At 35.5% G+C, this 15,238-nt stretch carries 16 protein-coding genes and 1 tRNA gene; 8 read left to right on the plus strand and 9 right to left on the minus strand.

The genetic code is table 11. The features are described 5' to 3' along the window. Positions 1-9 precede the first annotated feature (9 nt). Complete coding sequence (locus ACLJX0_RS09030) at positions 10-1,404, minus strand: phosphatase PAP2 family protein (protein WP_410879875.1); 1,395 nt, start codon at positions 1,402-1,404, stop codon at positions 10-12. A gap of 336 nt (positions 1,405-1,740) precedes the next feature. After that, on the minus strand, positions 1,741-3,495 hold the full coding sequence (locus ACLJX0_RS09035) for an MFS transporter (RefSeq protein ID WP_410879877.1): 1,755 nt from the start codon (positions 3,493-3,495) through the stop codon (positions 1,741-1,743). Between the two features lie 132 nt (positions 3,496-3,627). On the opposite strand from ACLJX0_RS09035, the gene ACLJX0_RS09040 reads away from it, so the two are divergent. Beyond that, entirely contained in the window at positions 3,628-4,641 is a 1,014-nt protein-coding gene (locus ACLJX0_RS09040; protein WP_410879879.1) for a hypothetical protein, read from the plus strand. Between the two features lie 209 nt (positions 4,642-4,850). Here the strand turns inward: ACLJX0_RS09040 and ACLJX0_RS09045 are convergent, their stop codons facing one another. From ACLJX0_RS09045 to pyrR, 7 genes are all read right to left on the minus strand, one after another. After that, positions 4,851-5,408: a DNA mismatch repair protein MutS gene (locus ACLJX0_RS09045; protein ID WP_410879881.1), complete on the minus strand. Its 558-nt coding sequence runs from the start codon at positions 5,406-5,408 to the stop codon at positions 4,851-4,853. An 8-nt stretch (positions 5,409-5,416) separates the two neighbouring features. Further along, complete coding sequence (locus tag ACLJX0_RS09050; RefSeq protein ID WP_410879883.1) at positions 5,417-5,698, minus strand: hypothetical protein; 282 nt, start codon at positions 5,696-5,698, stop codon at positions 5,417-5,419. Positions 5,699-5,700: 2 nt separating this feature from the next. Beyond that, complete coding sequence (gene pdxH / locus ACLJX0_RS09055; protein WP_410879884.1) at positions 5,701-6,348, minus strand: pyridoxamine 5'-phosphate oxidase; 648 nt, start codon at positions 6,346-6,348, stop codon at positions 5,701-5,703. 8 nt (positions 6,349-6,356) lie between these two features. Further along, positions 6,357-7,271, minus strand: coding sequence for a ribonuclease Z (locus ACLJX0_RS09060; RefSeq protein WP_410879886.1), 915 nt, complete (start codon positions 7,269-7,271; stop codon positions 6,357-6,359). A 95-nt stretch (positions 7,272-7,366) separates the two neighbouring features. Continuing rightward, a complete protein-coding gene (locus ACLJX0_RS09065) occupies positions 7,367-7,708 on the minus strand; it encodes a ribonuclease Z (RefSeq protein ID WP_410879888.1) in 342 nt (113 codons plus the stop codon). Between the two features lie 27 nt (positions 7,709-7,735). Then, positions 7,736-8,662: an aspartate carbamoyltransferase catalytic subunit gene (locus ACLJX0_RS09070; RefSeq protein ID WP_410879889.1), complete on the minus strand. Its 927-nt coding sequence runs from the start codon at positions 8,660-8,662 to the stop codon at positions 7,736-7,738. A 22-nt stretch (positions 8,663-8,684) separates the two neighbouring features. Then, on the minus strand, positions 8,685-9,233 hold the full coding sequence (gene pyrR, locus ACLJX0_RS09075) for a bifunctional pyr operon transcriptional regulator/uracil phosphoribosyltransferase PyrR (RefSeq protein ID WP_410879891.1): 549 nt from the start codon (positions 9,231-9,233) through the stop codon (positions 8,685-8,687). Positions 9,234-9,454: 221 nt separating this feature from the next. Between pyrR and ACLJX0_RS09080 the strand changes: the two genes are divergently transcribed. From ACLJX0_RS09080 to ACLJX0_RS09110, 7 genes are all read left to right on the plus strand, one after another. Further along, positions 9,455-10,252 carry an META domain-containing protein gene (locus tag ACLJX0_RS09080; RefSeq protein WP_410879893.1) on the plus strand — a complete coding sequence of 266 codons (798 nt, stop codon included), beginning with the start codon at positions 9,455-9,457 and terminating at the stop codon, positions 10,250-10,252. 85 nt (positions 10,253-10,337) lie between these two features. After that, positions 10,338-10,880, plus strand: a complete 543-nt coding sequence (locus tag ACLJX0_RS09085; RefSeq protein ID WP_410879894.1) for an NADPH-dependent FMN reductase — start codon at positions 10,338-10,340, stop codon at positions 10,878-10,880. 15 nt (positions 10,881-10,895) lie between these two features. Beyond that, positions 10,896-10,969, plus strand: a tRNA-Ala gene (locus ACLJX0_RS09090). Between the two features lie 468 nt (positions 10,970-11,437). Beyond that, positions 11,438-12,244, plus strand: coding sequence for a hypothetical protein (locus tag ACLJX0_RS09095; protein WP_410879896.1), 807 nt, complete (start codon positions 11,438-11,440; stop codon positions 12,242-12,244). A gap of 823 nt (positions 12,245-13,067) precedes the next feature. Next, the gene (locus tag ACLJX0_RS09100; RefSeq protein WP_410879898.1) at positions 13,068-13,508 is read left to right on the plus strand and encodes a hypothetical protein; all 441 of its coding nucleotides are present in this window, start codon (positions 13,068-13,070) and stop codon (positions 13,506-13,508) included. A gap of 14 nt (positions 13,509-13,522) precedes the next feature. After that, on the plus strand, positions 13,523-14,155 hold the full coding sequence (locus ACLJX0_RS09105) for a hypothetical protein (protein ID WP_410879900.1): 633 nt from the start codon (positions 13,523-13,525) through the stop codon (positions 14,153-14,155). A gap of 576 nt (positions 14,156-14,731) precedes the next feature. Beyond that, the gene (locus ACLJX0_RS09110; protein WP_410879901.1) at positions 14,732-15,127 is read left to right on the plus strand and encodes a hypothetical protein; all 396 of its coding nucleotides are present in this window, start codon (positions 14,732-14,734) and stop codon (positions 15,125-15,127) included. Positions 15,128-15,238 lie beyond the last annotated feature (111 nt).

Below are 15,238 nucleotides of genomic sequence, written 5' to 3' on the forward strand. Positions count from 1 at the left end.
TTGTTTCACTTAGAAATAAGCCGTTAATCGAATCCCTAAAGTCATATAATTAAACGGACTACGATCTGTAAAAACTTCGGGTTCGCCAGGATCTAAAAAGTCAGGATTAACGATGTATTTGTATTTCATCTGACTATGGTTGAAATCGGCATATAACGTAGCCCCTAGATTGGAGGCAAAATTATAGGTCAAGGCCGTTCCTGCGATAAACTGAATCGCATTCTTGGGTTTATACGAAGCCATAATCAACTCTTGACTTTCCTCTGGCAAATTTGGCGTCTCGTATTTCAGTTTAAGATGGCCTTGTGCTGCGATGCTGTATCCTACTAATCCTTTGAACATTAAGTTCCATTGATCTGAAAAGTGAATTGCATAGTAAGGGCCCACGCTAAAGTTCAAATACCCTAAAGATTCTGTTATAATATCCGCCTTGCTTATATATTCAGGTGTATCAGGATTCGTAGGAATAGAAACATTGCTTTTGTTGAAAGGAAAACCAGCAACGCTAAATTGCCCCCCTACTCCCCAATTTTTAGTAAAAAAGTAAGCTCCTTCCAATCCAGCTTCCCAACCTAATCGCGCTAACGCCTCCTCATCTTCATCTTCAATAATACGTTCTAAAGCAGCGGCAAACCCTAATTTTATCGCTAAAAACGAAGGGTTTTCATTGCCTTTAAATTGAGAAAGTACACTTACATTATCGCCTTTATTTCCATAGATTTTATCCACGAAGAAGTACGCCAATTGGGAAGACAATATCCCAATTCCAGCACCAGCAAACACATCAGAAACCCAGTGTCTGTTATTTAATCCTCTCCCTACAGCGGTCATAGTTGCCACGCCATAGCCACCAATGGAATAAGCCGGATTGACTAATCCATACTCTCGATCTAAGAGAGCAGCATTATTAAAAGCATTAGCACTATGTCCAGAAGGAAACGAATTCTTTGAAGAACCATCAGGGCGTTCTACTTTGGCGGTGTATTTTATACCATTGACCAACATGGCCATTATCGCCACACTCGTTGCATAGGTAATTGCGGAACGCTTGAATTCATTACGCCCTTTTACCCCTGCAGCTTTCAACCCAAACGTTGCAGCGGCTGGTGTATACTGTAAATAGTCGTCAAAATGGTACTTAAAGGTTGGAATATAGCGATTTCGCGTCTCTCTCACATCCTCTCTACTATTCCAAGTAGCGGCAGAAGCTCCAAAGAGGAGTGTAGGAACAAAACTAATTTTAACGGCACCTTTCTCCCAAAAACTCGGGAACGTAGGCTGAACCATATGCTTTAAAGCCAACGTATCCGTAAAATGAGAAGGAAGAACCTCAACTCGCTGTCCATACGTGAATGTGGATGTAAATAGAAATACCCATCCTCCTACCTTTGTCCTCATCTGCATAAATTCATTGTTTTTATTACTTGTCTTGGGGAGGCAAAAATAAAACTTTCTATTCAACAAAAACACACATTTAAACAAAAAAATCTAATTAAAAAGTATTATTTATAAACAAAAATACTTTTTTTAACACAAAAAAAGCAATTAATCACGTTTAGAGATTTTCAAGTAAGGGGTTGTTCATTTTCCTTCTTGCTAAGAGCATTATTCTTTGTATAGGAGAATTTCAGCAAAAAAGCCTTTTAGGTGAGGTTTGGGTGAGGTTTGGTAGGAGTCACTCTTCACGCATCACCAACAAAAAAGCAACCCCCAAACAACAAAAGCCAAAGAACAAAAATTCTAATCTACCTCATCGATAGCAATTCCCTGTTTATATAAAATGCGTTTCGCCAAAATACCAAACAACAACAAATACCCAAAACACACTGCATTTAAGATATAAGATTCATGAATACCAATGATATCGGCTAATTTACCTTGAATTGGAGGCAATATTCCTCCACCTAGAATCATCATGATTAAAAAGGAAGAACCTTGAGCAGTATATTTTCCTAAGCCCATAATGGCGATATTAAAAATAGCAGGCCAAAGGACACTACAAGCTAATCCACCAGCTAAGAATGCATAAATAGCGAACATCCCCGTGGTACACAAACCGACAATCATGGCAAGCAAGCCAAACAGGCTAAACAGAATCATCGTTCGAGCTGATTTATTTTTACTCCAAAATGAAAAAGCAATTTGAATAGCCACACAAATGCTATAGTAGTACAGGTGTTTAATTGCATTTCCTGCAAAGAAATTAGCAAATAGAATAACAAAATAGGCAACAAAAGGCACAGCAATTAGGGCGATTATTTCTTTTCGTTTACTCAACTGAAAGACGCTTACAGCACCTGCCCAACGTCCAATCATCAAACTTCCCCAATACATGGATACATAAGGAGCAATTTCAACCGCCTGAAGCGATCCAAACTCCTCTAATTTCAGAAGTTCACCTAAATTACTTCCTATTCCCACCTCTACTCCTACATAGGCAAAAATTGCTAACATCCCTAAGAGTAGCTGAGGATATTGCATGGCTCCCCATCCTTTTTTATTTTTTTGACTGGTAACATAAGCCAAACAGATACTGCCTACAATAACAACTAACGCCCCTCCTAAAAGATAAATACGCTTATTCTCTATGGGAGTTAAGGTTGTTTTAATCTCTTTTCTCAACACCTCTAATTGCGCTTCACTTTTCGCTCTTATTGCTGTATCTTGTTCGTTTTTCAAGGCACCTACAACCGCTGCTTCTTGCTTTTGCATGGTAGATACGCGGCCGTATTCTTCACTTTTATACGTATTGAATACAGGCACAAACATAGCGATCAACAACACCGTCATTCCGATTAATAAGGCGATGGCCTTTTTGGCTGGTTTTATTTCCGCACTACTTTGGCTATCTGGGATTTTTTTTGAGAAAAAGAACAGGAAAGCAGCCAATAGAAATAATCCTCCTACCGCTCCATAGAGCAGTGTCATAGCGTCCAAGCTCAGATGTTGAATTTGGTCATCCGTTAACGTCTTAGTACTTCCATATAACACATAAGCCATCAACAAAGGGCCAATCGTCGTTCCTAAAGAATTTATTCCACCCCCTAAGCTTACGCGACTTGTTCCTGTTTTAGGATCTCCAAGCGAAATAGCAAAAGGGTTTGCGGCAATTTGCTGCAGTGAAAACCCTAAAGCGACAATGAATAATCCCACTAGTAAAGCGGCATACACACTGATTTGCACCGCCCAAATCATAGCGATTGCTCCTCCCGTTGAAAACAGTAATCCGTAGACAATCGAGCGTTTATAGCCCCAGCTGCTCACCACATCTTTCTTTTTCCACGCGCTGACCAAGAAAAGTAAAAGAGCTCCAAAATAGTAGGCCGTATAAAAGGAAAAATCAATCAATTGAGATTGAAACTGATCCAAATCAAAAAACGCCTTACAAAACGGAATGAAGATACTGTTCCCCGCAGCAAAAAAGCCCCAGAAGAAAAACACAGTCACTAAGGTATATAAAGCAGGATAATTTGTTTTGGCCGTCAATGAATTCATAGCAAGTAGCTTATATTTTAAGTTATCTTTAACGTTATCAAAGATAATTAAATAACCTATATCTGCCGTTAATTGCATCTACTTAAGATAAAAAAAGTATTTTTGTATTCTCGATAACGATATATTTACTTTATGAAGAAGGTGTATACCCTGGTAGCGGTGCTAGGCTTAGTTGGATTAAGTTCTTGCAATGATGGCGATCTTAGCTATAACAATATTGATTTTTCTACTGTAACAACGGTAAATCGCTGTTCTAGTCTTGGTGATGGGGCCAAGGTTTTTTACAAAACAAAAGATACAGAAGCGTTTATCTTAGTTGCTGATATGGATAACATTATGCGTGACGAAAGCGTTCAACTTGTTGATGTAGAAATTGACGGAACCAATACAAGTTTAGCCTATAGAAAATACAATGGCAGAGTAGAGACAGCCTCTATTTGTTCGTTTCCTGCTCCGAGTACACCCGTAGTTGTAGAGGAAATTTTAGCTTCACCAGGTGCAACATTACGCACCCAGCGCATGGTTTCAATAAGAAACAACAACAGCGAAGAACTGATTGGCGATCACAGCGTTAATTTGACCTATCAATATAACTTCACGCTTTTAAATGTCAATTTTAAAGATGGTGAAGCGAATATTAAGTACGACCGCATGCCTTTTGGAACGAACAACTATAGCTCTAACTCCCTAGGGTTTAAATTCTTAAACAACGACAATACTTTTAAAACGATTAATCCCTGCCAAACGCAATGGGTAACGCTTTCAGATAAAGAGGCGATGTTAGTTCACTTAAGTGTGGAAGACTTCCCTCAAGAAGCAGGTGAAAAAGTAATTGCGCTCTCCGCAGATCGACCTTTGCAATATAGACAGTATGCACGTGCAGGAATTAACTTGATCGAAGTTTGCGAAAACGAAGGGGATATTCCAGGGAATACACCAGCGAACAACAACCGTCTGGTAGAGAACTGGCTAGCAACAAGTGGAGAAGTTGTCATCAACACCAGATGGACTAACCCCGCAGAAGGAGCTCCAGCTAAGTTGTTACACGAAATTACGGTACGCAATATAACCTTCAACAAAGCACAATTCACTGATTTAACCTTTGGAAAATCTATTCTGCCATTTGGTAGTTTTGTTGCGGAATAGTTAGGAGAGATGCGTGATATGTAATGCGTGATGCGTAAAGGATGATTCGTGATGAGTCCGTAGTATCACCGTAGTGAGTCCATAGTGAGTCCAGTAAAACACGGTTTTTAATAGTGTCACACCGCACTCACCATTCTCCCACACTATAGGCAATAAAAAACAAATAAAAAGAGGCTGTCTTTTGAGACAGCCTCTTTTTATTTGTTTTTTTATTTCACGTTCTGTTTAATGTAAATTTGCATCGCCCCTACGCCATACTTTTGATAGTTTGCATCTTCTGCTACTACTTCGGGATAACGGCTAAACAAAAACTCAAGTTCAGCTTTGAGCACTCCTTCTCCAACGCCGTGTATAAAGACAATACGCGGAATTCGATTGCGGATGGCAAATTCGAGCTGTCCTCTTGCTGCATCCAACTGTAGGGTGAGCATATCGTGTTTTTCCATGCGTTTGTAATCCTTCGTCAACTTTTCAATATGCAAATCAACCTCTAAAACAAACTCATCCTTACGCGATTTCTTTTCTTTGATAAATGATCGCTTTTTGGGTTCTACTTTACTCTGTAAAGCTTCTTGAACAGAGCCTTTAGAGCTGGCGGATTTAAAATCTACTTCTTGATCTTTTTCAATCTTCAACAATTCAGAAGGCTTGTAGTTCAACACAAAGCCATCTTTTGTTTCGATTGTAACCTGATCCCCTTGAATTTGAATAATCACCCCTTCTTCATCCTCGTCTAATACTTGTACGTAATCTCCTTTACTTAACATCTTACTTTCTATTCCTGTTTTTTATTTACTACGGTTATTGAATAGTCCTCCGTTGCTTCCTTTTCTTGCGTTTCCAAAGGAGCAGTTGATCGAACCTCTAAAGTTTTTTTAGGTGCATTACTAGGGGTTTTCTGCATTAGGCGAGCCATGGCCAAAAAAAATACAGCCACTCCCATAACCTGCACCCATAATTTGGGGTGTTCTGAAGCTTGTTCCATCAGTGCCCAAATCATAACTCCTACCACTACTAGTGGAAGTACTATTTTTTGTATTCTTAGTTGCTTCTTCATTTTTATGGAGCTAAACGTTCTATTTTCCAATCCAATTGATCCGCTGTTAGCGTGTAGCGAATACGATCGTGTAGTCGATTAGGTCTTCCCTGCCAAAACTCTATACTCACGGGTTCAACACAAAAACCACCCCAATAAGCAGGTCGATGTACATTGTCTTCTGTAGCTGTTTCTTCTAATTCTTTTAAAGCCTTAGCCAAGCTTTCGTAAGACGAGATAACTTCACTTTGATTGGATACAATAGCGCCTAAACGACTACCTAAAGGTCGACTATCAAAATAATTGTCTGATTGGTTTTCACTTACTTTCCTAGCTCTTCCCTTAATGATTACTTGACGCTCCATCGACGGCCAAAAGAAAGATAAACATACATTGGGATTCGCTACTATTGCCTTTCCTTTTTCTGATTGGTAGTTGGTAAAAAAAACAAATCCTTGTTCATCATAGGATTTCAACAACACCACTCTGGCTTTTGGAAATCCATCTAATCCAATCGAAGAAACTGTCATGGCATTCACTTCTTCCACTCCTCCAAAATCTTCCACTTCGCAAAACCATTGACGAAATTGCATCAGGGGATTAGAATTAACTTCGGCCTCGATTAACACTTGTTTTTCGTAGGATTTTCTATAGTTACTTAAATCGTTCATTGTATAGGTTATTTAGAGAAATCAAAGATAACACCATCATCGGCATTTAGGATTGTTCCGTCGAAAACTTCTGCAGCTTCGGTCTTAAAAAGACTGATATCGTCATAACGTGTAGAATAGTGTCCTAAAACTAAAGTTTTAACCTCTGCTAATTTAGCAATAGTTGCAGCTTGTTTGGCCGTACAGTGTTTGGTTCGTTCCGTGTAATGGCTTTCTGATTCTAAGAAAGTACTCTCGTGATACAAGACATCTACATTTTTGATGATGGGTACAATCGCCTCTGAATAGTAGGTATCGGAACAAAAAGCATAACTTTCTGTCGGTTCTGGATCATAAGTTATGGATGTATTGGGTATCACTGTTCCATCATCTAAGGTAACATCCCCACCTTGTTTGATTTTCTGATAGTAACAGCGTTCAATGCCCAAATCTTCAATGGCGCCAATTCGCAGCTTACGATCACCGGGCTTCGATTCAAATAGATATCCATTGGTATATACACGGTGATCCAAAGGAATGGTGCGTACGATCACGCGTTCATCTTCAAAAACAACCGTACTTTCTTTGCTTTCTAATTCATGGAAATACAGGCCATAACCCGTATAAGAATTACTCAGTCTCAACTGAAGTAAAATAATCTCTTTAATTCCCTTCGGTCCATACACGTGGAGATCGCTTTGTCTATTCAAAAGTGAATAGGTAGAAATCAAACCGATTAACCCATACATATGGTCTCCGTGTAAATGCGAGATAAAAATGTGATTAATACGCTGAAACTTCAGTTTTTTCTTTCGCAATTGAATTTGAGTTCCCTCACCTGCGTCAATTAAAAACATATGTCCATTCAGCTCAAGAACCTGAGACGTTGGGTTGGTCATGGTTCGTGGCGTAGCTGCGTAACAACCTAATATCGTAAGTTTCAATGGGTCAAAATTTTATAATTCGTGCAGGTAAGTTACAAAAAAAGCCCACAGCCTACAAAAGAAAAAGGCTTAATTACCTTAAGCCTTTTCTATTCCTATAGTTCTAAATCGCGTTGTATTTCATCCATTTCAATCAAATCGAAAGCTTCTTGTTTTGTGGGTACGACGATGAGGTCTCCGTCAAAATCATTAAAATTCACAGCTGATAGCACGATAACAAACGATTTGTTTGCCTCTTCCATGTGTTCAATTGCCAATTCTTCTAAGGTTTCAAGTGTATCATCAGTCAGCGTCTCTTGCGAACCAGACAAATCAAGCACAAGATTAAACGGCATAAACTGCGTTTTGTACTGCTCTGTTATTTTTTGCAAGAATCCTTCTATCGTCTCACTTGCTAGTTGGATTACCTTCGTATGTCCTTTCTCAGTAACTTTCATTTTTTCTTTTTTAACGTACTAAAATAGCTATTTAATTTTGGATGCCAAAAGATAAATCACCGCCATGCGAATAGCAACTCCATTTTCCACCTGATCTAAGATAACAGACTGTTGAGAATCAGCCACATCAGAAGTAATCTCTACTCCTCTATTGATAGGCCCTGGGTGCATCACCACAATTTCTTTATTGAGGGAATCTAAAATTTCCTTCGTTAACCCAAATTGTTGTGCATACTCTCGTGTATTAGGGAAATAACTAAAATCCAAACGCTCATTCTGTACCCGTAGCATATTGGCTACATCACACCATTCTAGTGCTTTTCTCAAGTTGGATTCTACTTTGACCCCTAAGCTCTCAATATACTTTGGAAGTAAGGTATTCGGTCCACAAACGCGTACCTCAGCCCCTTGCATTTGCAACGCAAAGATATTAGACAAGGCCACCCGAGAATGTAAAATATCACCTACAATAACAACTTTCTTCCCTGCTACATCACCTAATCGCTCGCGGATTGAATAGCTATCTAAAAGCGCTTGTGTTGGGTGTTCATGTGCACCATCTCCCGCATTTACAATACTCGCTTTCACATTTTTGGACAAAAAATAAGCGGCTCCTGGATTGCTATGACGCATTACCACCATGTCCACTTTCATTGCTAAAATATTATTTACCGTATCGATAAGGGTTTCTCCTTTTTTTACTGAGGACTGTGCCGAAGAAAAACTAATTACGTCTGCTGATAACCTTTTTTGCGCCAACTCAAACGACAGTTTTGTACGTGTACTATTTTCAAAAAAGATATTGGCAATGGTAATATCTCGAAGGGAGGGTACTTTTTTAATGGGTCTATTGATAACTTCTTTAAAGTGATCAGCTGTTTCAAAAATCAAATCAATATCTGATTTGTTGATATATTTTATTCCTAATAGGTGATTTACACTTAATTCTTTCATTCCTTTAACTTGCTTTTCCGTTTTACTTCGTATCAAATTCTTCCAGATAGATGCAATCACTTGCTCCATCTTCCGACCAATGCACGCGTACCGTCTCTTGGTCAAAAGCATCTACCTGTCTTCCTCTATAATCGGGTTGAATCGGTAAATGACGACTGAAACGTCGGTCTATGAGCACCAATAATTCAATTTCTGCAGGTCGTCCAAACGATTGAATGGCAGTTAAAGCTGCGCGAATACTACGTCCTGTATATAAAACATCATCAATAAAAACGACCTTCTTATCTTCAACAAGAAAGTCAATTTCAGTTCGATTTGCTTCAAGTGGCTTTTGATTTCTCCTAAAATCGTCGCGGAAAAACGTAATATCCAAATAGCCCAAGGGAATATTGGTAATCTGGTATTCTGTTTCTAAAATAGCTTTGATTCGCTTGGCTAAATATTTACCGCGAGGTTGAATACCAATCAGCAATGTATTGGAAAAGTCCAAATGATTTTCCACCAACTGACAGGCCAAACGATGAAGAATAATATCAATCTCTTTTGAAGTAAGTACTACTTTTGGATTCATATAAAAAAGAGTTGTGTTTGGGGAGTAAAATTACAATTAATTCTACTTCTCACCCAATTTATCCTCAATAAATTAAAAGATAAAATCCAAAGGAAATAAAGTACTTTGTTCACTCTTACTTGCCTATCAAAATGTTAGATTGCTGTTAACGCTCATTTTATCTTCTTTTGAGACAGTTAATTCACTACCTTTAAGAACCTAAAAACATGAATAGTTGCCCTATGAATAAAATCTACCTCACTTTGTTGGTTCTGTTTTCCTTTATCTGCTCGACAAAGGCTCAGATTCCTCAGGATTCGATACTCAATACTACTTGGATTTTAACGCAGACAACGCATACACTTCCTATTCAACGCCAAACAACATTACAAATTAATACGGTGAAATACGAGATTAAGGGATTTGCCGGCTGCAACAACTACACCTTACCTATCAAACAGATCAAGGAACGCAAACACTACACGCAAATTGTAACGGATGCGATTGTAACCAATGAAAATAGTTGTACGAAAAATGTCAATGAATTTGAACAGGCTTTTTTTAAGGCCTTAAGCAATCAAAAACTTCGCGTACACACCGATCATGGAGTATTATCTATTGTGAATGAAGAAAAGAAATCCTTTACTTTTTCTGTACAGCCACACAATCCTCTGTTGAAGTATATCGAAAAACACGCTTGGAAATTAATTCAATTCAAAGGAGAAAGCAATCGGGTCTATCATCCGTATTTAACGTTTGACTTTCATACTAACACCGTTTCGGGCTATACAGGATGTAGCTATTTTACGGGAAAAATTGCCATTAGCAATACCTTTAACAAAATACAGTTTTTTGATTTAGAGGTAAAAAAGAAACCCTGTATGTCGGACACTCGCAAGACCATCGAAAAAGAGTTTATTCAGTTACTCGAAGGGGAAACCTTTTCCTTTGATGTAGCGGAACAAACCCTCAATTTATACCAAGATAACACCTTGCTTATGATGTTTGGCTTTATTCCAAAACAGTTAATTTCGGAGTAAAGAGTCGCATTTTCACCCGTTAAAAAGATGTGGTGATGAATATTTATCGTAAATTGTGAGCCGTAAAAAAATACGAAATAGTTTTATGAAAGCTTTAATTTTTAATGGTTCTTTGGATGAAGAATCTTTTAGAACGTCTCGACGTATTGCACAGTTTTATGCGGACGAATTCATAAAGGCTAACCTAGAGGTAGAACAAGTACACTTATCTGATTATCAGATCCCTATATTCCAAGCAAAACACATGGAAACCCCTCCTCAAGATGTTACCCGTTTTATAAATGCTTTCCGTTCTGCGGATATCATGATTTGGTTAACCCCCTTATATCATGGTGGCATGACAGGGGTTATGAAGAACGCCTTGGATTGGTTGGAACTGACTTCCCGCGATTCACCAGCCTATTTAACCAATAAATTTATTGGTTTTACGTGTTGGTCTGGGGGAAATCAAGCCATGCAGGGAATTCAGGCCTTAGACAATGTTGCTAAAGCATTAAGAGCTTGGTCTTTACCTTATAGTATTCCAATTAGCAATATGGATTTATACATAAATAATGAAATTGCTGATGTATATCAGAAAAAAATGAGTATGTTAGCGGAACTTTTAGTCGAGAGTACAAAACGATAAAAAAGTAACAAGGTCGGGGATGTAGCTCAGTTGGCTAGAGTGCTTGACTGGCAGTCAAGAGGTCGTGGGTTCGAGCCCCATCTTCTCCACTTTTATTTAAAAAGCTACCTGTATGGTGGCTTTTTTTGTTTCTATACCTCAGGTATTCAGTAGAATACCTCAATATCTAATTTTGTATACTACACACTATACTGATTTAAAGGTTGCAAAATAGGTTGCATGTTTTGTGTGGAGGTTGCAACTATTTATCTCCAAATTAAGTTTTTCTTAAATACAAATCACTAATGTCCGATAAAACTTATTATCAATAGCTTTTTACTTTAAGGTATAGTAAATGTAGTAAAATGAAAATGAAAGATAAAACACAATGTAAAATATATATTGATTGTAAAACAAGCAAAAAATTGAATTTTACAAAAGCACCGGAACACTGTATTAAAACGATCGTTTTTGTAAAAACACAAAAATAACTATTAGTATTATAATAAATTAGCATATTGAATGATACTTAAGTAAATTTGGATCTTAGTCTTACTTAACATATATAAATTTAAAATATGAAACACTATAAATCACTGTTAACTTTAGGGTTAACTTTAATGAGTTTTTGTGCAGTAGCACAGGTAGAGGACAAATTAGTTTATTCAGAAGATGGAAATTTAATCGCAAATTCGAACCCTAATGATTGGTATTTATGGACGAGTGAAAAAAAACAAAATTTTAAACTTAATACTAAATTAGCGGATAAGTTGGCAAAAGGAATAAGTCATTTATATATTGCTGAGCATGAAAAGAAATTTTATAATGGTCTAATAAAATTGGAAGATATTAGTATGAGCATAGATAATGGAGAAGCTATTCCTTTTACTAATATTGCTAGTGATGCAGTTTATACTAAAATTACAACTAATAGAAATCAAAATTTATTTTTAATACAAAATGTAAAAACAAAAGAACTTTATGCGATACATACATACCCATCAACTTTTACAGATTATTCAACGAAACCAAACTCAGATTTTATTCAGTATCAAAAAATAGAATATTCTGCTTCAGATAAAGAAATGGTTAATTCTTATAAGGCTTTAATAAAAGAAGGAGATATTATAGCAAACCAACTAGTATCAATTCAAAAAAAACATTTAACACTAAGAGGCTATTTTGATGATACGAAGTTATCAAGTGCTGATAAAAGCAGTTGGAATTCTAAAATAGATAAGATCAAATCTATTTCCGATAAATTAAAAACAATCTATAAAAAAGACAATAACAGCGGTATACTGTCAGATTTATTAACTATGTCAGAAGCTGGAACAGCAGATAATATACATAATTGGGCTTTGAAATTTTCGCATATCGAATAAAAAAATAAGGAGATTTTTAATAAAACCAAGTAATCTTAGGCTTTTTTTCTCAATAAAAAAGATAAAAAGATTTATCCCCCACCGATTAAACTACTATCCTTCCATTTTCTTCTCATCTTCTTGCTCCGATTTCTTTTCCTTCTAATCAAGATTAAATTAGATATTTTATTCCTTTGTTTTTGTAAATTCCATCTTCTCCACTTTTATGTAAAAAGCTACCTAATAGGTGGCTTTTTTTGTTTTTATACCTCAGGTATTCAATAGATTACCTCAACATCTAATTTTGTATACTAAATAGTACACTTATTTAAAGGTTGCAAAATAGGTTGCATGTTTTGTGTGGAGGTTGCAACTTATCATCTTACTTTCCTCATTCAATATATGATACCCTATTTTTGTAAGATTTCTATTATACAAGGTATTTTCTATTAAGTCTTATATTATTATATTTATGCAATCACAAAAAATTTATTGTTTTTAATATATAGATTAACATCTGATAATAACATTATGCCTCTAATAGAAAATCATCCAGTACTAAACGCCCCTAAAGGGGATATAACTTTATGGAGATACATGGATATCCCTTCCTTCATTTATCTACTAGAAAAAAGTTCTCTTATTTTTGTAAGAAGCGACTTATTTGAAGATAAATATGAAGGTACTCTTCCAAAAACCACAGCTAGTTTACTTAATGAGACAACTCAGAAATTGATAAAAAAAGTTACATGACATGTACTCAAACTTTTCAGAAATGCTAAATAGCAACAACATAAATACATATATAAACTGTTGGTGTAAAGAGGATTTTGAAATGACACATATGTGGAAGATATATTCAAAAGAATTTGGTATAGCAATTGAAACATCTTATGAAAAACTTAAATTATCTCTTAAATCAGGAGAGAATGTCTTTCCTACAGAAGTAGCCTATATAGATTTTGAAAACAATGTATTTGATTGGAAATCAAATGCCATGACAGTTTATACTATAAAAAGAAAAGAATACAAATCTGAAAGTGAATTTAGATTAATTATTTCTCATCCTAGAAGACTTGAAGACGAACTTGCTAGAAACACTAAATTAGATAGAAACCAATTGTACAATGGAAATCCCGTTATACATTGTGAAATTGATACAAATATATTAATTACCAAAATACATGTATCTCCTTATGCACCTAAATGGTACAATGAATTAATAAAAGATGTTCTTATGAGATACAACTTAAAAAATGTAGAAGTATATCAATCCAATCTATAAAAAACTGCTAACTAATGACAAACAGCAAAATAAAACCAATCTTTTCTCCCAATGAAGATTATAATAAATCTTCTTTTTTAAACTGGAATACCAATCCAAATAATGATATTGAAAATATACTTGTATTAGCACATGGTTTTCTTGCATCTTCAATAGAACTTATTAATATCTCATTGATTAATAATAATGATAAAAAAGCAGATTTTCTAATTTTTCCAATTCTGACTAATGCAAATCATGGTATTGAATTATATTTAAAAGCATTATGTTGGACCCTCAATAAATTAACTAATTCTCATAATAGGATTGAAGGGAGTCACAATATTAAACAAATATTAGACACCATTAAATCAAAGATTCTAAATCTTGAAGGAAGTGAAGCCTTAAAATATTTTAACAATGCAACAATAGATCTTCATAATTATATTGATGAACTATTTAAAAAAATCGAAGCAACACAAAAACAAGATAAAATGGACTTTTCTAGATATCCATTAGATAATAAATATTCAAATCATTTTTATGTAAAAGAACTTGGTAATATTGAAATTGATTTAGAAAATTTATTATCACGCATTCAAATTATTTTTGACAGTTTAGAAGACAGAGCTTCATATTACTTTTATCATAAATTACAAGGGAATTAAAGTTACCTCCTATTTAATATATTTTTTTACAATTACCTCAACAGGTAGTTTTTTTATACCCTAACCCCAACAAACTATGGAACCACATAAATTAAACCTACTGTATATTATTTCTAGGAGTAAAACCAATAAGCAAAGCTTAGCTCCTATTACCTGTAGGCTAGCTTACTAAGAACAATGAACTACTTCCGATTTTACTCCCCTTTTGAAATAAAGGTAACTAAAATTCTACGTTACTCACTTTACTGATGACGATTAACAGATTCAAGAATTGTTTGACTCAATATCAGTTATCATCTAATAAAATCACAGCAAATTAGTGATAAAATTAACTTAAATTATATATATTTACTTGCACTACTACGAGAAAAAAACAGGTGAGATGAACTGAACAACAAGTCTAATCATGCAACTAAACCCATATACCTTATGAAAAACTATTTCCTTTTTTTTGTCCTTTCTCTTTTTTTATCTGCCTGTTGTTCTGGGCCGGTTACTACTTACAAGACAAAAATTGAATATGTAGAATTTATCGCTGATTCTATAGTCCCTAAATACCAAACGTTTCAATTCGAAATGAAAGATAGTACCTCTATTGTCTCAAGCTCTAGATATAAAGGAAGTCGTTGTGATGATGAAGAAATGTTTAGAGATGATCCGATCCATTTCATCAGTAAGGTCGATGTATATACCTTGACCGATTTTTCAAGTGACTATCCTGCAAATTCACTTCTTAACGATTTAATTACAGTTGAATTTTATAATAATTTTAACAATGAAAGTGAAGCCAGACCTTTAGATCAATGGAACCACTACCTCAGCCGTCGAGCTAAACTATGGGAATTTCATAAAGGAAAATTTACGATACGACAACAACCAAGTAGTCAACCAAATCAAATCTTCTCTTTGATTTTCACTTTAAGTGATGATACGATACTTGAAACAATTACGCACGAGATTGTATGGGAGTAATGATGAACAATTGACAACAAATAGCAATTTTAAAAAAAATCAATCGTGGCTATGTACTCATAGATCCATATGGAAAATGCTTAGCCCAATAAATTCGCACATGAACGTATT

Source organism: Myroides sp. DW712 (genome assembly GCF_046557355.1).
GTDB lineage: Bacteria > Bacteroidota > Bacteroidia > Flavobacteriales > Flavobacteriaceae > Flavobacterium.